This window comes from Pseudomaricurvus alkylphenolicus, assembly GCF_011683955.1.
Classification (GTDB): Bacteria; Pseudomonadota; Gammaproteobacteria; order Pseudomonadales; family Cellvibrionaceae; genus Pseudomaricurvus; species Pseudomaricurvus alkylphenolicus.
This window is the reverse complement of sequence record NZ_JAAQPI010000010.1, coordinates 284,566-307,437: the sequence shown is the minus strand read 5'-3', so window position 1 is coordinate 307,437 and position 22,872 is coordinate 284,566. Positions and strand designations below refer to the sequence as shown.

Genomic DNA, 22,872 nt, shown 5'->3' with positions numbered 1-22,872 from the left:
CTAGAGCAGTGGCAATTCCTGCTCTAAAAAGTCCAAAAATGCCGTCAATTTGGTCGGCCGAAACTTACGGTGATGGTAGACCGCATACAGTGGCACCTTGGCGATGGCGTATTCAGATAGCACCGAGACCAACTCACCACGTTTCAAGGCATCGGTTACCAAATAGGACGGTAACGATGAAATCCCCCCCCCATCCAACAGTACTGTCAGTAATGCGGTACTGTCGTTGGTGATAAAGTTGCCGCCCACACGAATCCGTTCGCGTCGCCCGCTGCGACGAAACTCCCACAAGGCGGTATCGGGGATATTGGGGTATTCCATCAGCAGACAATTATGATCCATCAGCTCCTTGGGAAATTGCGGGGCTCCCCGTTGCGCCAGATACTCAGGCGATGCACACACCACATTGTGGCTCTCACCCAATTTTTTGGCCACCAGATTGGAATCCTCCAGCTTGCCGAACATCAACGCCACGTCCATCTGCCAGTCCAGATCCTGCAGGCGATGCTGTTCCAATTGCAAGCGCACAGACAACTGCGGATGCTGCGCCAAAAACCGGGGCAATAACGGGCTGATTCGGTATTGCCCATAGCCTTGGGGGGCGCTGATTCGCAGTGTTCCCTGGGGCTCGGCATTTAGCGAATGCGCCCTGTCACGCGCGCGCAAATAGTGCTTTAACAAAGGCGCACATTCTGTGTATAGATTCTGTCCTGCCGCGGTCAGCTCCAGGCGCCGGGTTGAGCGATTCAGCAAGCGCACGCCCAGCTCCTCTTCCAATGTATGTATCTGTTTGCTGACCGCGGCATTTGACAGTTCCAAACGCGTCGCGGCTGCCGAAAACCCCAGTTCCTCGACCACAGCCGCAAACACGGTGAGGCGAATCATCTGCTGCATAATTATTCACTATAGTAAATAGAGTATTCACTTAAATATCATAGGTCAGTACTCGTCGCTAGGCTACTATGACGTGATCAACACCGGATAATAATGAGGTTTTTATGTTGGACGCCGTCAGGCAGACCATTGCCGCGCTGACCCAATCGGGCATGCCCTTTGAGATCACACAGGCCCGGATCGGGGAGCATCCTTACCCCGTGTATCGCCACTGTCCCCCTAACCTCGGTCATTTCGTTGAAGCTCTCAGCCAGCACAATGACGCCACGGCGTTGGTCTACCAGGATGACAGAATCAGCTACATCCAGCTGCAACAACAGATCCATAGCACAGCACATGCCCTGATCCAGGAGCTGCAAGTGCAACCCGGCGAGCGGGTGGCTATCGCCATGCGAAACTACCCCGAATGGCTGACGGCGTTTCTCGCCATTACCGCCATTGGTGCCGTAGCCGTGCCTTTAAACAGCTGGGGATCTGAACAGGAACTCCAATACGGACTCGACGATTCCGGCAGTCGCGTGGCTTTTGTCGACGCCCAACGCCTGCGGAAAATATCCAGCCTGCCTCAATGCCAAGACGTCACTTTAATCTGCTGCCGTGATAAACCAAAGCAATCCTCTTCTGCCATAGAACTTAGCCAGTGGTTTGATGCGTACAAAGACAAGGGCCCAATTGACCGCATCGATATTGAGCCCGACAGCGTGGCTATGATTATGTACACCTCGGGTACCACCGGCCGCCCGAAGGGGGTTGTTACCACACATCGAGCATTGCTGACCGGCCTGATGAACTGCGAACTGAGCAGCGCTATTGTGGCCATGCAATACCCGCAATTTATCGCGGCGGCACAACAAAGCAAAACACAGCCCGCCGGGCTGCTCACCGTACCTCTGTTCCACGTCAGCGGCTTGCACGGTACGGCACTGCCTGCGCTGCGCGGCGGCCGTAAAATCGTAATGATGTACAAATGGGAACCGGGAGAAGCCTTGCAATTGATGCAACAGGAAGGCATCAGCGCCCTGACTGGTGCCCCCAAAATGGTAGAGAGTTTTCTGGACGCTGCGGAGGATTCTGAGGTGGACCTTTCGCGGATGGCCGCCCTGACTTCCGCCGGCCAGGCCCAACCAGAGCGATTAACCAAACGTATTCGAACAGCCGTGCCCAATGGCATGCTCGGGGTTGGTTACGGTATGACAGAGGCCAGCTCCACCATTTGTAATCTGGCGGGTCCTTTGTGCCTGGAATATCCCAATAGCGTGGGTCTGCCCTTGCCCACAGCCAAAATCGAGATTCGCGATGAGGCCGGCAATGCACTGGTCGCCGGTCAGCGCGGAGAAATCTGGGTACGGGGTGCCATGTTGATGGATGGCTATTGGAATCAACCGCAAGCCACCGAGGCAGTCCTGCAGGACGGCTGGTACGCCACCGGCGATATCGGTGTTTTCGACCAATCCGGTATTTTGTCCATCGTGGACCGCAAGAAGGACATTGTTATTCGAGGCGGCGAGAATATTGGTTGCTCCGAGGTGGAGCATGTGGTCGATCAAATGGAATCGGTACTGGAGTGCGCTGCCTTCGGCCAGCCAGATGCTGAGTGGGGTGAGAAGTTGATCATGGTGGTTCGCTGCCAGGATCGGCATGGATTAACCGCGCAGGATATTCAGAATTTTGTCGGCGAACGTCTGGCGGCATTTAAGGTGCCCACTCACGTGTATTTTCAGGATGACAGCTTGCCACGCAACGCGACCAACAAAGTCATTAAACCTGAATTAAAGAAACGTTATTCCCCCCCATCGTAAAACCAATCCCATTTACCGCAAATCCATTGCTCATGATTGGATCTCCCCATGTAATGGCAGGAATAAGCCACCCGCCGCCCAACGGCAATGATAAAAATCACAGAGGTCCAATATGGCAGGAATTGCCCAAAGCTCCTCCTACAGCCCAGCCGCTGACACCCCGGAAAACGCCAACTACCGCTTTGCGCTGGTTACCCTGACATCCCTGTTTTTTATTATGGGATTCATCACCTGCCTGAATGACATTCTTATTCCACACCTGAAAAACGTCTTCTCTCTCAACTACACCCAGGCCATGCTGATCCAGTTCTGTTTCTTCGGCGCCTATGGACTCACCTCCGTCCCCGCCGGAGCCCTGGTAAAAAAAATCGGTTACCAGCGCGGCATTGTGATCAGCCTGGTGATCGCCGCCGCGGGCTGCCTGCTGTTTTACCCAGCCGCTGCTTTTGCTTCTTATCCGCTGTTTCTTGGTGCCCTGTTTATCCTCGCCTGCGGGCTGACGCTGTTGCAGGTTTCTGCCAATCCCTACGTCACCCGTCTGGGTCCGGTAGAGACTGCCTCCAGCCGTCTGACTCTTAACCAGGCCTTCAACTCACTGGGTACCACCCTGGCGCCCTTCTTCGGAGCTCTGCTGATTCTGTCGACGGCAACGGTCGCTGTATCTGAGATGAGCGATACAGAACTGGCCGCCTTCCGCAGCCACGAAGCCGAAGCGGTGCAGCTTCCTTACATGCTGCTCGCCAGTGCCTTTTTTATTCTGGCTACCGTGTTCAGCCTGCTGAAGTTGCCCGTCATCATTGATGGGGAATCCAAGAGCGAAAAAGAGCAAAACCAGGATGCCGAATCCGCCTGGCAGTACCGCCATTTAGTACTGGGTGCCGTGGGTATTTTCGTTTACGTCGGCGCCGAGGTCTCCATCGGCAGTTTTCTGGTGAACTTCCTGGGGGAACCCCACATCGTCGGTCTACAGGAAGCGGACGCCGCCCCTTACATTGCCTACTACTGGGGGGGGGCCATGGTGGGCCGCTTTATCGGTGCCGCCCTGATGACCCGCCTTCCCGCCGGTGCCGTGTTGGCCGCCAGTGCGGTCATGGCAGGCTTGTTGGTGACGGTCGCCATGTCCACCTCCGGCTCAGTGGCCATGTGGGCGATTCTGGCGGTGGGTTTGTTTAACTCCATTATGTTTCCCACCATCTTCAGTCTCGCCGTTCAGGGCCTGGGCCGCCACACCAGCCAGGGTTCCGGCATTCTTTGCACCGCCATTGTCGGTGGCGCGATTATTCCGGTGATGCAAGGGGCGTTTGCTGACAATATGGGTGTGCAGGCGGCATTCTTCCTGCCGGTGATTTGTTACGTTTACATCGTTTACTACGGGCTCAGGGGGTCACGCCCGACAAACCGATAGCCTCCTCCAATGAGAGCCACAGCTCCTTGCGTGCAAGGGGTGTGGCCTCGGGCAACAGCGGGTTCGTCAAGTTGATCACTCTGCGTCCCTGCAGCTTGGCCCGCTCCAGCCTCGAACGATGAAACTGCCAAAAAAACTGATCGAACTCGCCATTGGCAATCATTTGTTCCAATCCCAACCGGATGCCGGTCGCAAGCTCCTCATCCTTGTTATTGACGAAATAGTAAAACGCGGCCGGATACCGAATCAGCACCAGGCGATCCACCTCCACCCCCTGCTCGAAGTGGGCATCCAGCTCCTCCCAAATCTCCACCACCGAACGGGGAAAGTAGTCCACGCGCCCGGAAACCAGCATATGGAAGGCCCCACGATAGGAGTTTGTGCTCTCTACCCGGAACTGATTATCACGCAGGATCAGGTTATCCGGCCAGTCGTGAACCTGCACCAAAGGGTGTTGCTTTAATTGTTGGCGTTGTACCGCCTCGATAAAGCGGTCTTTTCTCTCACTGTGAATCAGGGCCAGACGCCAGCCGATCAAGCCCTTATGAATGGGAATACGAATCGCCCTGAGCACCTGCTCCCGTTCCGGAGTGGTCATGTTCCAGGCCACATCCAGCCCCCTGCCCTGGGCGATACTGTGCAGGGAGCGTTTTCCCAGCATGCCTTTGGGACCAGGCACCAGCCGAAAAGGTTTATCCTGAAGGCTAAGTGCGCGTTGCAGCAGTTTTAGTGGGTATTGATTGCGATGATCGAATTCGTGAGTGTCGGGGTACACAACATCCCTTGCCTGGGTACCGGCTGAAGCCAACAGGCATATTGTCCATGCAAACATGAGCAGACGGCAGTGTATTGACGGCATGGCCCCTCCAACGCCACTTCATAATCGTCAGTCTAGCAGTTGGTGGTAGTTATACGATCAGAGGTTGAGTACGGACCCTATGCCCATTAGCAGGACCCAGAGGGAGAACATCAATTTCAGTTTTTGTACCGGCAGGCGGCTGGCCAACTGACGGGCCAACACAGCCCCCAATACGGCGCCGGGGCCGGCAAACATGACCACCGGCAGATACAGCTCAGGATTGAATACCAGGTGCTCCAACACCCCACAAAGTACCGTCAGCGCGGAAACAACCACCGCTGCCGCGACCGCCATAATGGCATCAAACCGCCGCAGCATCAGGTAAATCGCCAGAATTTCTCCCACCCCGACCGAGAGCCAGGCGGTGATCGCCCCGCCGATAAAGCCAATACCAACAAGAGCCGCCTTGTCGATGCCCGACAGCTCGGAAAGCGGCGCCTCGCTATCGAGCTTCAGGCAGAGGCTGAGCAAAAGTATCGCGCTTCCCAAGAGGATGGAAAACCAGCCAAAAAGAGCGTTTAGAGAACCGGGGGCGGCCCAATTGAACCCATAGATCAGCCACAGGCCGGCAACTGATGCCGGTGCCACCAACCCGATCACTTGCCAGAATGGCCGCCAATGGCGGGCCTCCGAACCCCGGCTCTTGGCCTGGTAAAAACGGGTCCAGACAATAGCCCCGGTGGTCATTCCCATGCACTGAATACCAAAGCTGGTCGCCACCGCCTGGGCGCTGCTGAAATTAAGCTGCTCAAAGGCAGGTATAAACACTACACCCCCACCGGCCCCCGTGGCATTGGCAAAAATGGCCCCGATTACCCCCAGCAGCGTATAAGCAATATGCTCTTCAACAAATGCCAGCGACGGAGCTTGCAGGGCCCAGATCAACAGAACCGATAATACCCCCAGTAACAGCAACCGGTGCGGGGTGTCATACAGGTCTTTGGCTATGGTAATCACGGTGAAATACCCTTCGGGAACCTTCTTGTTGAGTCACAAGATATCCCAACAGGGTAAGGGCTCATACCCTATTGCGCCGGGTCGGCTCGCCAATACGCTAAGATGGACGGGTATAGCGATTTGTCATAAGTGGAGGTGTGTTTGATGCAAGAATACAACAATTCGACAGGGTGCCGGAGACTAAAATTCTAACTGCAGGGCGACTTATCTCATCCAAAGTCCGCCTTAACCCATAGCCGTATTATTCGTCGAACCCATTTTATATGTTTTCCCTGCGGCAAAGGGAACACCACCAAAGAGGCCTGCTCCCGAAGCCCAACTATCGAGCCGAATCAATGAAAGAGAGATTCTATGGATAATAAGATGGGGAGAAGAGAAGTATGATGAACAGAAAGCTCCTGAAGCGTAACATTCTGGCCAGTGCCATTGCTTCATGCACCATGCTGGGTGCCAACGGCCTTGTGATGGCCGAAGAAGAACTCATTGAAGAGATTGAAGTTACAGGCATTATTAACAGCCTCAAACAGTCCATGGATCGCAAACGCGATGCCAGCGGCGTGGTTGACTCCATTACCGCTGAAGACATGGGTAAATTCCCGGACACCAACCTGGCGGAGTCGCTGCAACGTATTACCGGTGTGTCCATTGACCGCAACAACGGCGAAGGCCAGGAGATCACTGTTCGTGGTCTGGGCCCCAACTTTAACCTGGTGACGTTGAACGGCCGCCAGATGCCTACCTCCGGCCTGGAAGCCGACGCCGTTAACGCCTCTCGTTCCTTTGACTTCAGTAACATTGCCTCTGAAAGTATCGCAGGGGTGGACGTTTATAAAACCTCTCGTGCAGACATCCCCACCGGTGGTGTCGGTGCCACGGTAAACGTACGCACCACTCGCCCGCTGGATTCGCCCGGTATGAAGTTCACTATCGGCGGTAAGGCGGTGTATGACGAATCTCAGCTGGACCCCGAGGTCACTCCTGAAATCTCCGGTCTGTTCAGCAACACCTACGCCGATGACACCATTGGCGTGGCGCTGTCTCTGAGCAAGCAGGAACGTAAAGGTGGCTACCGCCAGGTTTCTGTACCCAACGGCTGGCACACCCAGTCCACTCAACAGGTGGATGGCTGGTTTGCCGGTGTCAACATGACCTCCGGTGAGCTGACCGGAGACGACCACATTATTCGTCCTCAGAACATCGAGTACAACTTCACCGAGTTTGAACGCGACCGTACCAACGGCCAGCTGACGCTGCAGTGGGCACCTTCTGATGCCATCACCGCAACTCTGGACTACACCTTCTCCGAGCAGGAAATCGCCTCCACCAACAACACCCTCAACATCTGGTTCTGGGAAGGTGAAGGGCTCGACGAAGTGAATTCCGAGTGGGCCCAGGGCGGTACCAATAACGCCGGTGGCAATGTCTTCTTCCCGGTCGTATTTAACCACTTTGGTGGTGACGATCTGGTCTTTGGCGTTGGCGATTTTGCCCAGGTTAACGAAAACAACTCTGTGGGGCTGAATGTCCAGTGGGATGTTACTGATCGTCTGACTCTGGAATTTGACTACCATGATTCCAAGGCGGAATCCAAAGCCGACAGTCCCTTTGGTAACAGTTCTGTGATTCAAACCTCCGCATTTGTTCGCGCCGGTGCCGTGGTTGACTTCAGCGAAGACTTTGCCGTCCTCGGCGTTCGCAGCCCCAACGGTGGCTTCCTGAGTGCCGGTGATGTATCTGCCAGCGACCTGCAGCCCACCGGTAGCTCGCTGCGTAACAGTGTCTTTACCAATGACATTGAGCAGATGCAGATCAAAGGTACCTTTGACGTGGATCAGGCCGGCATCACCAGCATCGACTTCGGTCTGGCCCGTACTGAAAACTCCATTCACCGTGGTTTGATGGTGGCCCAGCGTGATAACTGGAGCTCTGCCGACGGTGATCCTTCCGAGTTGCGCGATGAAGTGTTTGAAGCCCTGAATCTGCAAAGCGACTTTGATGAAGCCAATGGCAGCGGCCAACTGGCCAACGATGCCGGCAGCTTTGATCAGTTCAACCTCTACTACGGCTTCAGCTTTATTGATAACGCCACTGACGTGGTTGCCAGCCAGGCACCTGCCAATAGCGCTAACGAAGTAAACCCGTCTGTATGGCCTTGCGCCGACCGCTTCTGCGTGAATAACAACTGGACCACCGACCAGCGCACCGAGGAAATCAGTACCTCTGCCTACTTCCAGGTGAACTTCGAGCATGAGCTGGATATCGGTATCCTGCGTACCGCCGTGGGTTTGCGTTACGAAGAAACTGACGTCGAATCCAGCGCGGTTGTACCTGCCTACTCCGGTATTGACTGGGTGGCTGACAACGAATTCAGCCTGGTAGACACCGGCGCCAGCAGTGCCACTGCCTTCGATGCCGAGTACGACTACTTCCTGCCCAGCATCGATGTCAGCCTGGAACTGGAAAACAATGTGGTTCTGCGCGCTTCTGCGAGCAAAACGATCTCTCGTCCCAACTACAACGACATTTCCGGTGGCGTAGCCATTGGTACTCTGCGTAACATCGAAGGTGACGCCCAGCGCGGTGACCCAACGCTGTTGCCTCACGAGTCCAAGAACTACGACTTGTCTGCGGAATGGTACTACGGAGACTCCAGCTATGTGGCTGTGGGCTTCTTCCGCAAAGATGTAACCAACTTTGCCGGTATCACCACCTCCACCGAGAACCTGTTTGGCCTGCGTAACCCTTCTCAGGGCCCTCGCTTCCAGGCAGCCGTTGCGGCCCTGGGCTCCGGTGCCACCACCTCTGAGATCCGTGACTACATCAAGGTCAACTTCCCGGACACTGTCACTGGCAACCGTATCCACTCCACCGACGATGATCCGTTGTACGACTTCAATGTCACCATTCCGTTCAACGAAAGTGAAGCGGAAATCAAAGGTATCGAATTCGCCATTCAGCACACCTTTGATAACGGCTTTGGTGCCCAGTTCAACTATACCTGGGTGGACAGCGACGCCGAGTACGACGACACCGAGTTCGAAGACCAGTTCGCACTGGTGGGTCTGAGTGACACCATGAACGTCGTGGCCTTCTATGAAAACGACAGCTTCGCGGTACGTCTGGCCTACAACTGGCGCGATGAGTTCCTGACCAATATCGACCGCAACCACGGCAACCCCGAGTTTGTGGAAGAATACAGTCAATGGGACCTGAACATGAGCTATCAGATCAACGATGAGTTGAACGTGTTCATGGAAGGCCTGAACATCACCGACGAATCCACCCGCTCCTTCTCCCGCTACAGCGGTGCGTTGCAAAGTGCCACTGAGCAGGGACCCCGCTACAATCTCGGTATCCGCTATACTTTCTGATACTGAGCAGGGATCTTAGCCTCAGAGGATCCGTCGAGCACGGCGGCTCCTCATGAAGCTGCGGTCCCGTTCCTCGAATTCCAGGATAGGAACCCCGGCAGGGTTCCTCATCCGACACCCTACAGATCAGGAGTCACCGTGGAGTCCCAAATCAATAGCGTGGTTATTGTTGGCGGAGGCACTGCGGGCTGGATTACCGCCGCCCGCCTGGCCCATGACCACTGCGCCAATCAGCCTGGCGGTCTGACCGTCACCCTGATCGAATCTCCCGATGTCGGCCCTATCGGGGTCGGTGAAGGTTCCTGGCCCACATTGAGGGTCACGCTACGTGAAATCGGCGTTTCCGAGTCCGACTTTATCCGTGAGTGCGAAGTTTCCTTTAAACAGGGCTCTAAGTTTGTCGCCTGGCGAACCGGTGCTGATAATGATTTTTATTACCACCCGTTCATGCCACCGGAAGGTGCCCTGGACATCGACGTAAATCGCGCCTGGCTCAAACATCAACCCGAGGCTCCTTTTGCCTACGCGGTCAGCGCACAACCCCAGCTTTGTGAAGAAGGCCTGGCCCCCAAGCAGGTTCAAACCCCCGAGTACGCTGCCTTCTCTAATTACGGCTATCACCTCAATGCCGATAAGTTCGGCGCCTTTCTGCGCCGTTACTGTATCGAGAAACTTGGGGTTAACTACATTGAAGATCATATTACCGGTGTCAATGCCGCCGAAGACGGTCATATCAGGTCACTGAGCTGCCGGGCCAGCGGAGAGATTACCGGCGACCTTTTCGTGGATTGTACCGGCGGCCGCGGGTTGTTGATCAATCAACACTTCAAGGCCCCGTTTGTGGACTGCACCGACGTGCTGTTCAACAACAAAGCTCTTGCCGTACAGGTGCCCTATGACACCCCGGACCAGAATATCGCCTCGGCCACCATCAGTACCGCTCAAAGCAGCGGCTGGATCTGGGATATCGGCCTGCAGACCCGCCGCGGCATGGGCTATGTTTACTCCAGCGCTCACATTGAGCGCGATCAGGTCTGGGAAGCGCTGCAAGCTCATATTGCCAGCACCTCCAGGGTCAACATCGAGACATTGACGCCGCGAGAACTGTCCTTCCGTCCCGGCTATCGCTCGACTCCTTGGGTAAAAAACTGCGTGGCCGTTGGCATGTCTTCGGGGTTTGTGGAACCCCTGGAAGCCTCGGCCATTGCCATGGTAGAGATCTGCGCAAAGACCATCAGCAATGAACTGCCGGCCACCAAGGCGGCCATGGCCATTGTCGCCCAGCGCTACAACCAACGCTTTGTCGAGCGCTGGGACAGCATTGTGGAATTCTTGAAGTTACATTATTGGCTGAGTGAGCGGGACGACTCGGACTATTGGCGAGACAACCGACGCCCCGACACCCTACCGCAACATCTCACAGAAATGCTGGAACTCTGGAAGCATCAAATTCCCAGTACAGCGGACTTTCACCAGATTCTGGAATTGTTTGGTCCGCCCAGCTATCAATATATTCTCTATGGCATGGGCTACAAACCGGCCGATCGGGTGACCCGCTCTCGCCGGGACAACGATGAGATAGCCGCTCAGGTATTCCAGAGCGTGTCGGACTCGTTGAAAAAAGGCCTGCGTGGCCTGCCGACAAACCGTTCACTGCTCAACGCCATCACTCAACGCTCTGGGGAGGGCATATGACAAAGCTAGCTGTTCTAAACAACGTCGACCACAAAGACTTGAAGATCAACACCAGCCGCTCTGCCGAGCTTGGCGATGCCTATATGTGCGTGCCAACCTTCCCCAAGGAGTTCCGCTCTGTGCAGGCCCACTACCCGATTGTCTTCGGTAAGAATGCGCAATCGGAAGAATACACCCCGCTGGTGCTGTTGGGGCTGCAGGAAAATGAAAACCTGTTCCTGCGAGACGGCGAGTGGGACGCCCGATATCTGCCACTGTGCGCTGAGGCCAAACCCTTTCTGATTGGCCCCGGTCAGAACAACCCCGCTGACGACGAACAACAGTGGGTCATTCACGTGGATATGGACAGCCCCAAACTGGGTGTGGCGTCGGGGGTCAGCCTGTTTAAAGAATTTGGCGGTAACAGCGACTACCTGGACCGGGTTCGCGAAGTGCTGCAAGCCATCCATGAAGGCATCGCCGAGGTTAAACCCTTTACCGATCTGCTGGAAAAGTACGAACTGCTTGAACCCTTCAGTGCTGAGACGCAATTGATCAATCGCCAGACCTGCAGACTCGAAGGTTTCTATACCATCAATGAAGAACGCCTGGCTAACCTGCCTGCCGAAGACATCAGTCATCTGCATAACAGCGGATTTCTGTTTGACATACACATGCAGCTGGCATCACTGTCACACTTGGCGGATTTGTTTGACCGCAAAAATGCACTACTGTCGTAAACTGACCGAACTGTGAATATTAAAGCCATTGATTGTGCACCAGAAACAGAACTCAACGATGACATTCTGTTATCCGAAGAACCCATTATTCTGAGGGGACTGGTGGCTCATTGGCCGATCGTCCGGCGGGCCCGGGAATCCAACGCCTCGGCCGCTGAATACTTTGCCAGCCTTTACGGAGGGCGCCCGGTAACCGTTGTACGGGGGGAGCCCGAGACCGGTGGCCGGGTGGCGTATAACGAGGACCTCTCGGCGCTCAACTGCCTGTCCGCACACAAGACACTGCCGGACGCACTGGCCTTGATTTTGGGTCAGGCGGATGTTGAAAAGCCACTGCTGTATTATGTCGGCACCACCCTGACCCACTCGATCATGCCCGGCTTTCGGGAGGCTAACGACCTGAACCTCAGCGTCAATGCCAACCAATACATCTGGCTCGGTAATCGCAGCTGTATTCCGGCACATTTTGATCTGCCGGACAATATCGCCTGCAACGTCGTCGGGCGCAGGCGCTTTACCCTGTTCCCTCCCGATCAGCTGGAAAACCTCTACGTTGGCCCCCTGGACTTCACGCCGGCGGGGCAAGCCATCAGTCTGGTGGATATTCGCCAACCCGACCTTGAAAAATTCCCCCGCTATGCATTGGCCCGTGAGCAAGCACGCATCGCGGAACTGGAACCCGGCGACGCTCTGTTTTTACCCAGTATGTGGTGGCACCACGTTGAAGGTCTGGACGATCTGAATGTACTGATCAACTACTGGTGGCGACAAACCCCGAACTACCTGAGCAGCCCTCAGGATGTACTGGACCTGGCGCTGCTGTCCATTCGTGATCTGCCTGAACACGAAAAAGCGGTTTGGAAGCAAATGTTGGATTACTATGTGTTTAACGACGATAAAAAGGCGTTCGACCATATACCCACCTCGGCCCGTGGCAGCCTGGGCCCAATCGACGAGACCATTGCCAGAAAGGTTCGTGCGAAAGTACTTTCGCGCCTGAACCGCTAACAAAGAGAAGCGAGATGGCAGCAGACAACAACACAATCAGAAACGTTATCATCGCCGGAGGCGGCACGGCAGGCTGGATGACAGCAGCCGCACTGTCCTCACTGATCGGAAAAAACCTCAACATCACACTGATTGAGTCTGATGATATCCCCGTGGTAGGCGTGGGAGAAGCCACTATACCACCACTGCTGACGTTCCATCGCCTGCTCAAAATTGATGAACAGGAATTTATGAGAGCCACCCAGGCCACCTTTAAACTGGGCATCAATTTCGAGAACTGGCGCGAACGCGAACACCAGTACTTCCACTCCTTTGGTACCACCGGTAAAGATTGCTGGGCGGCGACTTTCCATAATTTCTGGCTCAAAGCCAGAGACGAGAGCTACACCGAAGCGTTCGAAAATTACTGCCTCGAAATTCAGGCGGCGAGACAGAACCGCTTTGCCAGAGTGCAGAACAACCTGCTCAATTACGCCTACCATCTGGACGCATCCCTCTATGCCGGTTTTCTTCGCAAGCACGCGGAAAAGCATGGCGTCGTGCGCCAGGAAGGGATGATAGACAAGGTTGAACAGGATCTACATAGCGGCGACATCAATGCGCTGCAACTAAAAGATGGCACCCGCATAGAGGGCGACCTGTTTGTTGACTGCACCGGATTTCGCGGTTTGCTGATCGAGCAGACGCTACACGCCGGTTATGAGGACTGGTCCCACTGGCTGCCCTGCGACAGAGCCGTTGCCGCACAAACCGAACTTAAGGGGGAGTTAACCCCCTACACCCGCTCTATCGCCCACGACAGCGGCTGGCGCTGGCGCATACCCTTACAGACCCGCGTCGGTAACGGCCTGGTATACTGCAGTAAAACCATGTCGGATGAACAGGCACGCCAAACGCTGCTGGACAGCGTTGACGGTGAATTGATTAACGAACCACGGGTTATCCCTTTTCGTGCCGGACGCCGCCGTAAAACCTGGTTGAAAAACTGCGTGGCCATCGGGCTTTCCAGCGGCTTTATCGAGCCTTTGGAAAGTACCAGTATTCACCTGATTCAAAGGGCCATTATTCGTTTGATGCAACTGTTTCCCACCGACGGCATCAAACAGCCGGACGTGAACGAATTCAATCGCCAGTCTGAGTCAGAGACCAGCTATATCCGAGACTTTATTATTCTCCACTACAAGGTCACCAATCGCACCGACAGCGAGTTCTGGCGTTATTGCAAGAATATGGATGTACCGGACAGTCTGGCTCGCAAGATTGATCTGTTTCGGGAATGCGGCCGTGTTTTCCGCGAAGATGTTGACCTGTTCCTGGAGAACTCCTGGGTGCAGGTAATGATGGGCCAGGGCATTACACCCGAGCAATACCACCCGATTGTCGATATGATGAGCGAACAGGAGCAACGAGCCTTTTTTGAAGGAATTCGTTCATCCGTGAACAATGTGGTGGAGCAACTGCCGACCCACGAACAGTTCCTGAAAAGCTACTGTGCCTACTCAGCGACCTAGCTTTTCAAGTAGGGGTAGCTTTTACGCTGCCCCGGACAAAAACTCCTTAATGGACTCGCGGTAATTTCGGCTGACTTTCAACCGTTCGCCACAGTCCAGAAACAGGAAATACTCACCCTTTGTGTGTGGCTTTACCTGCTCGATGCGCTCCAGATTGACAATGGTGGAACGATGCACACGTTTAAACACCGCTTCGTCCAATTTGCCCAACAGCTCCTTCATAGTGCAGCGCATAATATGCGTTGTGCCTTTCACGTGGATGCACATATAGTCACCGGCGGCGTCCACCCAATCAATCTCGGTCTCCGGTACCATGGTGACCGTTTCAGAATCCTTAATGGCAATTTTCTTGGGGCCTGCCGGTTTTTCCGGTGCCGGGGGAGCGTCCTGGCCGGTTATGCCCTGTCGGTGAATTTTTTTGGCAATACGATCAATGGCGCCGATTAGGGGAGTTTTATTCTCAATCTCAGAATCCGCTTTCTGGAAGCGGTCGAGCGCCCTTTCCACGGCCCTTTGCAAGCGGTCTTCTTCCAGCGGTTTTAACAAATAATCCACCGCATGAACATCAAACGCATCCAGGGCATACTGCTGATAAGCGGTGGAGAACACCACCATCGGCATGGCATCCGCCTGCAGGGCCTTGACCACATCAAAGCCGTTCATACCGGGCATCTGGATGTCCAAAAACATCAGGTCAGGATTCAGCTCCAGCACTGCCTGTACCGCCTCGCGGCCATTTTGGCACTCACCGATGACTTCGATTTCCGGAATGTCTTCGAGGCAGGCCTTGAGCAGGTTCCTCGCCAAAGGCTCGTCATCAACTACAAGCGTTCTTAAGCTCGTCATGGTTCACCCGCTTGGTGTTATCTCTCGATTTACAACGTTTATTATGATTATAGGCTCGCACCACTATCGGTCCATAGCCATGGCCACATTATACTCAAGCGGGGAAAGGATAAAAGTGGGTCAGGCGATCTGGGAATCCAGCTCTTCAGTCTCAGATTCGGGCTCGAAAGGAAAACGCATCATTATGGTCAAGCCACCGGAGTCGGTCTCCCGCAGATCAACCTGCTGCTGATCGCCATATAAGGTCGCGAGGCGATCCAGGGTATTGCGCAAACCGACCCCACGCCCCTGCAGCAGCTGCTCTTGGTCCACATTGAGGCCCGGACCATCGTCCCAGACCTCAATGTGCAGCACCTCGTCGCTGACATCAGCCTTAACGCCAATTGTGCCGCCATGTTCACTCTGCGAAATGGCGTATTTGATGGCATTTTCGGCTAGTGGCTGTAACAGAAGGCTGGGGATACACGCCGTTTTGGCATCATCTGAAACCTGAATATCCAGCTTCAGCCGATCACCAAAGCGCGTTTGCTCGATTTCCAGATACAGCATCAAGGCCTCCAGCTCCTGCTCCAGACTGACCCGGTGGCTGGGATCGTTGTCAAGTGAATAGCGCAGAAAGCGGCTCAACTGTTGCACCATGGTCTGAGCGGTTTTGTTGTCCTTCATCCGGATCAACGCGTAAATGGCGTTGAGCGTATTAAACAGAAAGTGGGGATTGAGCTGGTAGCGCAGCATCTTCAGCTGCGCCTCTCGGGCCACAGCTTCGGCTTCCAGGCGTTTATTGTGTTCGCGATGAACCTGTGCCTCGGTTTCTACCACCTTGCGATGTTCAAGCTGCATCAAATGATAGTACTTGACCCCATAATAAAGCGCAGTCCAACAGAAAAAGATAAAGAAACCACCGAAGTACCAACCGCCAAAATCCTGCCAGAGGTTTTTTTCTTCCTGCACGATCCAGATAAACGTGACCATTCGCAGCGCAGTCCAAACCGCTGAACTCACGCTCACCATTAACAGTGTCAATGTTATGCGGGACAACGGTGGTTTATCCCACAGCCAGGTATAAAAATTTCTTAGTGGAAAAGACACCGCCGCGCCCAGCACCGCCTGCAAAGTGGTGTGAACGATGTGAGCTGGCTCTGCGGTGTTATACCAGAGCGTCAGGGAGAAAAAGGTAACGACCATAAGCCCCAGCCAGAATATCAGCTGGAACACGCAGAACTGGTAATGACGGTTGGAAAACAGATTCTTTGCAAATGACACGGTCTGGTCTTCCCGCACGGTTAAGTTCACACTGTTGGCAACCATAATACTGCAAGCCCGCCGCCATACCTAGTGGGTGGACAGGCTTGGGCTGCCGAGTTAACGCACCCTGCACCCTTCCCGTCGCAAACACATCGTCGGTGAAATAACGCCATGTTAATTTCTTTTGCAACTGATGGATTCCGCTTAAAAAAACTAAGCCCAACGTATCGCTCTTATGCGATTTGCGAATAACCACATGTTGTTTGATATCGAGATAAAGCTTGGCTCTCAAGCAGGACGAGCAAAATCTCTCTAATAACCAATATAAAGAGGTCTACATGTACTTAAGGATGTCGTCCAAAGCGGCCAAACTGGGTCTGGGGATGTGCCTTGCCGGGCTGGTTGCTTGCAGCAGTTCGGTGCAGGATGCCGGTGCTCGCACCGAGGCGTCTCAGCCCTACCAACTGGAAATCTGGCCTCAGGTCAGCAGTGCGGTTAAACAAGATCCGGAGATGGAAAAGGCTATCGCCGAGATGGTGGCGAAAATGTCGACGGCCGAAAAAGTCGGGCAAATGATGCAGCCGGAGATCCGCAACGCGACGCCGGAGCAGATTCGTGAATTGCACGTCGGCTCGATCCTCAATGGCGGCGGAGGTTTTCCCAACAACGACAAGTACTCAACACCATCTGACTGGCTTGCTGTGGCAGACCAGTACTATCAAGCCTCCATGGACACCTCCGATGGTGGCCTGCCCATACCGGTAATCTGGGGTACCGATGCCGTGCACGGCCATAACAATGTGATCGGCGCGACCCTGTTCCCTCACAACATCGGCCTGGGAGCCGCCGGCAACCCGGAACTGATCGAAAAAATCGCAGCCGCCACTGCCCGCGAAGTGGCCGTGACCGGAATCGACTGGGCCTTTGCCCCCACCGTCGCTGCGGTTCGTAACGACCGCTGGGGCCGTACTTACGAAGGCTATTCCGAGGCTCCCGAGATTATTGAGGCCTACGCCGGCAAGATGATCGATGGTCTGCAAGGTGCCGGGGACAGCGACGAGCTGCTCGATGGTCATCGCGTCGTCGCCACGGTCAAACACTTTATTGGCGACGGTGGTACCCAGAACGGTATTGACCGAGGTGACACCATCGCTACGGAAGAAGACCTGCTTGCCATTCACGGTCGCGGTTACGTGTCAGCGCTGGCCGCAGGTGCCCAAACCGTTATGGCTTCCTTTAACAGTTGGCATGGTAAAAAGCTGCATGGTCACAAATACCTGCTGACGGATGTGTTGAAGCAGCGCATGGGGTTTGACGGCTTTGTCGTGGGTGACTGGAACGGCCACAGCTTTGTCAAAGACTGCTCCACGGTCAGCTGCCCGCAGGCCATTATTGCGGGCGTTGATATGTTTATGGCACCGGACGCCGACTGGACCGAGCTCTACAAAAATACCCTGGCCCAGGTTGAGAATGGCGAGATACCCATGGCGCGGATCGATGACGCCGTCACCCGAATCCTGCGCGTTAAGATGCGTGCCGGTTTGTTTGATAAAGGCGCCCCATCTGAACGCCCGCTGGCTGCCAAAACCGGCATCATGGGCTCTGCCGAGCACCGTGCCGTGGCCCGTCAGGCAGTCCGTGAATCACTGGTATTGCTCAAGAACAAAGGCGGTCTCTTACCGCTGCAGCGCAACCTTAACGTTTTGGTGGCCGGCGACGGAGCCGACGATATCGGAAAGCAATCCGGCGGCTGGACCTTAAGCTGGCAGGGCACCGGTAATAAGAACAGCGACTTCCCGGGGGCGACCTCTATTTTTGGCGGTATTCAAAAGGTCGTTGGGAAAGCCGGTGGCAAAGCTACCTTGAGCGTGAACGGTGAATTTTCAGAGAAGCCGGACGTCGCCGTTGTGGTCTTCGGTGAAGACCCCTACGCCGAAGGACAGGGAGACGTGGAATCCCTGGAATACCAGCCGGGCACACACCAGGACCTGAAATTACTGCAAAAACTGAAGGCACAGAATATACCCGTGGTCTCGGTATTTCTCTCCGGTCGCCCCATGTGGGTCAACCGCGAAATTAACGCTTCTGATGCGTTTGTTGCGGCCTGGTTACCCGGCTCTGAAGGTGACGGTGTTGCTGATGTACTGTTCCGTAACAACACCGGAGGCATTAATTTCGACTTTAGGGGGAAACTGACATTCTCCTGGCCGAACCAGCCCGACCAGGTGCAACTGAATTCGGGAGAAAAAGACTACGAGCCCCTGTTTGCCTATGGTTATGGGCTGAGCGTCCAGGACCAGGACACCCTGGCTGACAATCTGGAAGAAAAGGCACTGAAGCTGGGTGCCGCCTCCGCCGCTGAGTCCGTTAAACCCCTGTTTGTTTCCCGCGCGCTGCCGCCCTGGGGCCTTTATGTCGGCGATCGTCACGACTGGCAGGTACCGGTAACCAGCAATATCGTCAGTACCCGCGACTCCGCAAACGTCACCATCAGCGCCATTAACAAAGATGTGCAGGAAGATGCCCGCAAAGTCACCTGGTCGGGTCAATCCGCCGGGCAGGTGCAACTGCAATCCAACCAGGGCAGCCAGGACCTCAGTGCCCTGTTGCAACAGGGCGCAGCTCTGAGTCTTGAATTGCGGGTCGACAGTCCGCCCAAAGGAGCCGTTTACGCGCGCATGGATTGCGGCGAGGATTGCCAGGGGCAACTCGATATCGCTGAGCAGCTCAACGCGCTGCAGGCCGGCAGCTGGCATGACTTTGCCATCGACCTGCGTTGTTTCGCCAAGGCAGGAGCAGACTTCAGCAGTATTACCCGCCCATTGGTTTTCTCGACCGCGGCGCCACTGAGTCTCAGCTTTGCCAACATCAAACTGAAGGCCCAACAGAACGGCAAGCCCAATATCAGCTGTTCCGCATAATATTGACCAAAAGGGGTGGACCAGAGGTCCACCCCTTTTTTGTCTAAAAACCTTCCCCTTATTCCCATTTATCGCAGATCAAATCCCAGTTCACCGCATTCGTGTTGTTTGTGTAGCCAGGCTGATTAATCTATCACCTACCCCTGCCGATGGAGAATAACAATTCATGAACGCTCCAGAACACTACCAGACCCTGCCCGAGGATCGAGTCCCGTTTTCACAGCGCATCAGCTACGGCTTCGGCTCCCTTGCCAATAACCTCTTGGGCGCCGCCATCGGCATGATGTCCATCGTGCTGATCACCGGCCTCAACATGAACCCTGCAGTGGTTGGTTTGCTGATGGCGCTGCCCAGGCTTACCGACGCACTCACCGATCCCCTGATGGGCTTTATCTCCGACCACACCCGTTCTCGCTGGGGGCGCAGGCGCCCGTATATCTTTGTCGGTGCCATTGCCGCGGGTCTGCTGTTTGCCGTGCTCTGGCAATTACCACCGGGCTATAGCGAGAGCTTTTACTTTTGGTATTTCCTGATTGGTTCGATTCTTTTCTACCTGGCCTATACCGTGTTCGCCACTCCCTGGGTCGCACTGGGTTATGAACTGACACCCGACTACCACGAGCGTACCCGCTTGATGGGTACCTCCAACTTTATGGGTCAAATCGCCTGGATCGCAGTGCCCTGGTTCTATGCCATCATGGAAAACGAGACCCTGTTCGAAGACTCTGTGGCAGGCGCTCGTGGATTGGCAATAGCGATCGGGGTGTTTGTCATCGCAGTTGGCATTTTGCCGGCACTGTTCTGCCGGGAGCGCTTTGAACATATTGCGGAAGAAGGCCAGAAAGCGGCCGAGAATGCCGGCAGCTTCCTCGACGGGCTGAAGAAAAACGTAAAAGAGTTTGTCAGTGGCTTTCTGATCACCATCAAATTCAAACCGTTCTTGCAGCTGTGTGGTGCCACCTTCTTGGTGTTTAACGGCTACATGCTGATCTCTGCCTTCACCTCCTACGTGATCATCTACTACATCTTCGGTGGCGATCAGGACAAGGGCGCCGAATACATCGGCTGGAACGGCACCGCCGGCGCCATCGCCACGTTCTGCGTGATTTATCTGGTCACCTGGATGTCCACCCGCATTGGCAAGCGCAAAACCTTTTTCTTTTCCACTGGCGTGTCGATTATTGGATTCGGCTTGAAGTGGTTCTGTTACACCCCCGACCAACCACTGTTGATTCTGATTCCCGCCGTTTTGACCGCCTTCGGACTCGGCGGGCTGTTTACCCTGATGGGCTCCATGGTGGCCGATGTTTGTGATCTGGATGAACTCAATACCGGCGAGCGCCGTGAAGGCATGTTTGGTTCCGTGTATTGGTGGGTGGTCAAGTTGGGCATGGCAGTGGCGCTCGCGCTTTCGGGCGTTCTTTTGAACTTTACCGGTTTCGACGCCAGCCTCAATGGCAATCAATCCGAACAGACATTGACTCTGATGCGACTGTTCGACGCCGTGATTCCCATGATCACCTATGCCATCGCCATCTGGATTGTCGCTCACTATTCACTGACGGAAGAAAAAGCCCACCAGGTTCGAGAAGAGCTGGAGCGACGTCGCGGCAAGCCGGGCAGTCAATCCGCGTCGGTGAGTCAGCCTGAATTAGTGGCGGAATAAGTCATTGAGTTTGTGAGCTAAGCAATATCCGATTTTCGCTAAAGCGACATCCGGAAACTGGCAGGAACCGGTTTCTGGATGTGTACTAAATAGAAGGAGAGATTTGTGTCCAGCAACAACAACCCCACCCTTTCATTAACAGGCGTGCGTTCTCTGCCACGGGACCAACTCGTGTCTCGTCTGCGTCAAATTTTGGAACAAAAAATTCACGGCATTTGCTTCAGCCCCTATGTCGAAGGCCAGGAGCCGGGCGCTCCTCTCAGCGACGGTCAGATTCTGGAGCGACTCGATGTCATTCAACCCTATACTCGGTGGGTAAGAACGTTTTCCTGCTCCGAAGGTAATGAACAGATACCGGCCCTTGCCCATCAACAGGGCTTAAAAACCATGGTGGGTGTCTGGATCGATGACGACCTGGAACAAAATGAGCTGGAAATAGCGAACGCCATCGACATTGCCCAAGCCGGTCACGCCAACATACTGGCTGTGGGCAATGAAGTACTGCTTCGAGGAGAGCTGTCAGAACAGGCGCTGATCGACTACATCCAGCGGGTCAAAAGCGCGGTACCGGGCGTTGAGGTGGGTTACGTTGATGCCTACTACAAATTCGTGGATCACCCAAAAGTCACCGATGCCTGTGACGTGATTCTGGCCAACTGCTACCCCTTTTGGGAATCCTGCCACGCAGACTACTCCCTGCTCTACATGAAAGATATGTATCGGCGCGCGCAACAGGTCGCCGATGGCAAAAAAGTCATCATCAGTGAAACCGGTTGGCCCAATATCGGCACCGCCACCGGCGCCGCCGAGCCCTCGGAAGAAAACGCACTGCGCTACTTTATCAACACCTACCAATGGGCGCAGGAGGAAAACATCGAGGTATTTTACTTCTCCTCTTTCGACGAAGACTGGAAGGTGGCAGACGAAGGTGACGTAGGCGCCTATTGGGGACTGTGGGACAAACACGGACAACTCAAGTACCGATAAGAACAGGGAAGCACCATGACCGCAAGACCATTAGGCCTGCCCCCGGGCGATGCCATCTGTTACTCCGGCTATCGCCAGGGGCAGTCTCCCCAAGACGGGACCTATCCATCACATGAAGAAATACACCAGGACCTGCAACTACTGAGCCGCGGCTGGAAGTACTTGCGCCTCTACGACAGCGGTGTACATGCGCGAAGAGTGCTAGAAGTCATTTCGAAATATCGACTGGATTTTAAGGTCATGTTGGGCGCTGACATCGCCGCCGAAGTCAGCAACCCCAATTGCCCCTGGGGGGCCGATTACGCTGAGGGGCAACTCCTGTGTAACCGGGCGATGAACGACGTTGAAATCGCCCGTATGATTGAACTGGCCAACCAATACCCCTGCAACGTTTTTGCCCTGTCTATCGGCAATGAAGCTTCGGTTGACTGGACCGACCATAAAGTTCCGGTGGAACGGTTGATAGAATTCGCCCAACTAGTGCGCAAACACACTGGGCAGCCCGTCACCTTTTGCGAAAACTATGTCCCCTGGCAGGGCCAGCTCGACGCACTGGCTGCTGAACTCGACTTTATCTCCTTGCATACCTACCCGGTGTGGGAATACCGCGATATCACCCAAGCAATGGATTACACCCGCGAAAACTACAACAGCGTGGCGAACCGATTCCCCGACAAACCGGTTGTGATCACCGAGGCCGGCTGGACCACTCGATCCAATGGCCGGGGTATTGAGCCCTGGAACGCCAACCCGAAATCCCAGGCACTCTATTATCTCCAGCTTATGGACTGGTCTCGCGAAGCCAATGTTCTGACGTTCGTCTTCGAAGCCTTTGACGAACCCTGGAAAGGCTCGCCCGACCCCGACGAACCGGAAAAGCATTGGGGGCTTTTCACGGTCGATCGCGAACCCAAAGAGGCGCTTGCACACCTCTACGCCCCTGGTTGTGCGGAACTCTAGCAACTGTCTGATCCGCTTTAACAATAACT

At 54.8% G+C, this 22,872-nt stretch carries 16 protein-coding genes; 11 read left to right on the top strand and 5 right to left on the bottom strand.

Annotation, left to right across the window (positions count from 1 at the left end):
- Entirely contained in the window at nucleotides 1-894 is an 894-nt protein-coding gene (locus tag HBA55_RS23775) for a LysR family transcriptional regulator (protein ID WP_166996484.1), read from the bottom strand.
- 104 nt (nucleotides 895-998) lie between these two features.
- On the opposite strand from HBA55_RS23775, the gene HBA55_RS23770 reads away from it, so the two are divergent.
- Together HBA55_RS23770 and HBA55_RS23765 are read left to right on the top strand one after the other, a co-directional pair.
- Complete coding sequence (locus tag HBA55_RS23770; protein WP_166996482.1) at nucleotides 999-2,693, top strand: class I adenylate-forming enzyme family protein; 1,695 nt, start codon at nucleotides 999-1,001, stop codon at nucleotides 2,691-2,693.
- Between the two features lie 112 nt (nucleotides 2,694-2,805).
- Nucleotides 2,806-4,098 (top strand): sugar MFS transporter, encoded by a 1,293-nt coding sequence (locus HBA55_RS23765; protein ID WP_166996480.1) that lies wholly within the window; start codon nucleotides 2,806-2,808, stop codon nucleotides 4,096-4,098.
- Here the strand turns inward: HBA55_RS23765 and HBA55_RS23760 are convergent.
- A complete protein-coding gene (locus HBA55_RS23760; protein ID WP_166996478.1) occupies nucleotides 4,070-4,957 on the bottom strand; it encodes a type 2 periplasmic-binding domain-containing protein in 888 nt (295 codons plus the stop codon). The genes HBA55_RS23765 and HBA55_RS23760 overlap by 29 nt on opposite strands.
- A 57-nt stretch (nucleotides 4,958-5,014) precedes the next feature.
- Nucleotides 5,015-5,914, bottom strand: coding sequence for a TSUP family transporter (locus HBA55_RS23755; protein ID WP_166996476.1), 900 nt, complete (start codon nucleotides 5,912-5,914; stop codon nucleotides 5,015-5,017).
- A gap of 380 nt (nucleotides 5,915-6,294) precedes the next feature.
- Between HBA55_RS23755 and HBA55_RS23750 the strand changes: the two genes are divergently transcribed.
- The 5 genes from HBA55_RS23750 to HBA55_RS23730 all read left to right on the top strand — a co-directional run bounded on the left by HBA55_RS23750 (nucleotide 6,295) and on the right by HBA55_RS23730 (nucleotide 14,218).
- Nucleotides 6,295-9,285, top strand: coding sequence for a TonB-dependent receptor (locus tag HBA55_RS23750; RefSeq protein ID WP_240946239.1), 2,991 nt, complete (start codon nucleotides 6,295-6,297; stop codon nucleotides 9,283-9,285).
- Between the two features lie 138 nt (nucleotides 9,286-9,423).
- Nucleotides 9,424-10,980: a tryptophan 7-halogenase gene (locus HBA55_RS23745; RefSeq protein WP_166996474.1), complete on the top strand. Its 1,557-nt coding sequence runs from the start codon at nucleotides 9,424-9,426 to the stop codon at nucleotides 10,978-10,980.
- The gene (locus HBA55_RS23740) at nucleotides 10,977-11,699 is read left to right on the top strand and encodes a SapC family protein (RefSeq protein ID WP_166996472.1); all 723 of its coding nucleotides are present in this window, start codon (nucleotides 10,977-10,979) and stop codon (nucleotides 11,697-11,699) included. The genes HBA55_RS23745 and HBA55_RS23740 overlap by 4 nt, the downstream gene beginning before the upstream one ends.
- Before the next feature lie 12 nt (nucleotides 11,700-11,711).
- Nucleotides 11,712-12,707 carry a cupin-like domain-containing protein gene (locus HBA55_RS23735; protein ID WP_166996470.1) on the top strand — a complete coding sequence of 332 codons (996 nt, stop codon included), beginning with the start codon at nucleotides 11,712-11,714 and terminating at the stop codon, nucleotides 12,705-12,707.
- Nucleotides 12,708-12,721: 14 nt separating this feature from the next.
- Nucleotides 12,722-14,218, top strand: a complete 1,497-nt coding sequence (locus HBA55_RS23730; protein WP_166996468.1) for a tryptophan halogenase family protein — start codon at nucleotides 12,722-12,724, stop codon at nucleotides 14,216-14,218.
- 21 nt (nucleotides 14,219-14,239) lie between these two features.
- Here HBA55_RS23730 and HBA55_RS23725 read toward each other — a convergent pair whose 3' ends face one another.
- Nucleotides 14,240-15,064 carry a LytR/AlgR family response regulator transcription factor gene (locus HBA55_RS23725; RefSeq protein ID WP_166996466.1) on the bottom strand — a complete coding sequence of 275 codons (825 nt, stop codon included), beginning with the start codon at nucleotides 15,062-15,064 and terminating at the stop codon, nucleotides 14,240-14,242.
- Nucleotides 15,065-15,184: 120 nt separating this feature from the next.
- Nucleotides 15,185-16,327: a sensor histidine kinase gene (locus HBA55_RS23720; RefSeq protein WP_338109443.1), complete on the bottom strand. Its 1,143-nt coding sequence runs from the start codon at nucleotides 16,325-16,327 to the stop codon at nucleotides 15,185-15,187.
- A 320-nt stretch (nucleotides 16,328-16,647) separates the two neighbouring features.
- On the opposite strand from HBA55_RS23720, the gene HBA55_RS23715 reads away from it, so the two are divergent.
- The 4 genes from HBA55_RS23715 to HBA55_RS23700 all read left to right on the top strand — a co-directional run bounded on the left by HBA55_RS23715 (nucleotide 16,648) and on the right by HBA55_RS23700 (nucleotide 22,843).
- Complete coding sequence (locus HBA55_RS23715; RefSeq protein ID WP_240946238.1) at nucleotides 16,648-19,230, top strand: glycoside hydrolase family 3 protein; 2,583 nt, start codon at nucleotides 16,648-16,650, stop codon at nucleotides 19,228-19,230.
- Between the two features lie 166 nt (nucleotides 19,231-19,396).
- Nucleotides 19,397-20,896 (top strand): MFS transporter, encoded by a 1,500-nt coding sequence (locus tag HBA55_RS23710; protein ID WP_166996462.1) that lies wholly within the window; start codon nucleotides 19,397-19,399, stop codon nucleotides 20,894-20,896.
- A gap of 105 nt (nucleotides 20,897-21,001) precedes the next feature.
- A complete protein-coding gene (locus HBA55_RS23705) occupies nucleotides 21,002-21,883 on the top strand; it encodes a glycosyl hydrolase family 17 protein (protein ID WP_166996460.1) in 882 nt (293 codons plus the stop codon).
- A gap of 15 nt (nucleotides 21,884-21,898) precedes the next feature.
- Nucleotides 21,899-22,843 (top strand): glycosyl hydrolase family 17 protein, encoded by a 945-nt coding sequence (locus HBA55_RS23700; protein ID WP_206019944.1) that lies wholly within the window; start codon nucleotides 21,899-21,901, stop codon nucleotides 22,841-22,843.
- Nucleotides 22,844-22,872: the final 29 nt, after the last annotated feature.

Excerpts from the sequence above, each read along its gene's own strand:
- HBA55_RS23710 (WP_166996462.1), top strand. The coding sequence starts at position 19,397 with ATGAACGCTCCAGAACACTACCAGACCCTGCCCGAGGATCGAGTCCCG.
- HBA55_RS23770 (WP_166996482.1), top strand. The coding sequence starts at position 999 with ATGTTGGACGCCGTCAGGCAGACCATTGCCGCGCTGACCCAATCGGGC.
- HBA55_RS23765 (WP_166996480.1), top strand. The coding sequence starts at position 2,806 with ATGGCAGGAATTGCCCAAAGCTCCTCCTACAGCCCAGCCGCTGACACC.
- HBA55_RS23740 (WP_166996472.1), top strand. The coding sequence starts at position 10,977 with ATGACAAAGCTAGCTGTTCTAAACAACGTCGACCACAAAGACTTGAAG.
- HBA55_RS23700 (WP_206019944.1), top strand. The coding sequence starts at position 21,899 with ATGACCGCAAGACCATTAGGCCTGCCCCCGGGCGATGCCATCTGTTAC.
- HBA55_RS23730 (WP_166996468.1), top strand. The coding sequence starts at position 12,722 with ATGGCAGCAGACAACAACACAATCAGAAACGTTATCATCGCCGGAGGC.
- HBA55_RS23775 (WP_166996484.1), bottom strand. The coding sequence starts at position 894 with ATGCAGCAGATGATTCGCCTCACCGTGTTTGCGGCTGTGGTCGAGGAA.
- HBA55_RS23725 (WP_166996466.1), bottom strand. The coding sequence starts at position 15,064 with ATGACGAGCTTAAGAACGCTTGTAGTTGATGACGAGCCTTTGGCGAGG.
- HBA55_RS23715 (WP_240946238.1), top strand. The coding sequence starts at position 16,648 with ATGTACTTAAGGATGTCGTCCAAAGCGGCCAAACTGGGTCTGGGGATG.
- HBA55_RS23750 (WP_240946239.1), top strand. The coding sequence starts at position 6,295 with ATGATGAACAGAAAGCTCCTGAAGCGTAACATTCTGGCCAGTGCCATT.
- HBA55_RS23760 (WP_166996478.1), bottom strand. The coding sequence starts at position 4,957 with ATGCCGTCAATACACTGCCGTCTGCTCATGTTTGCATGGACAATATGC.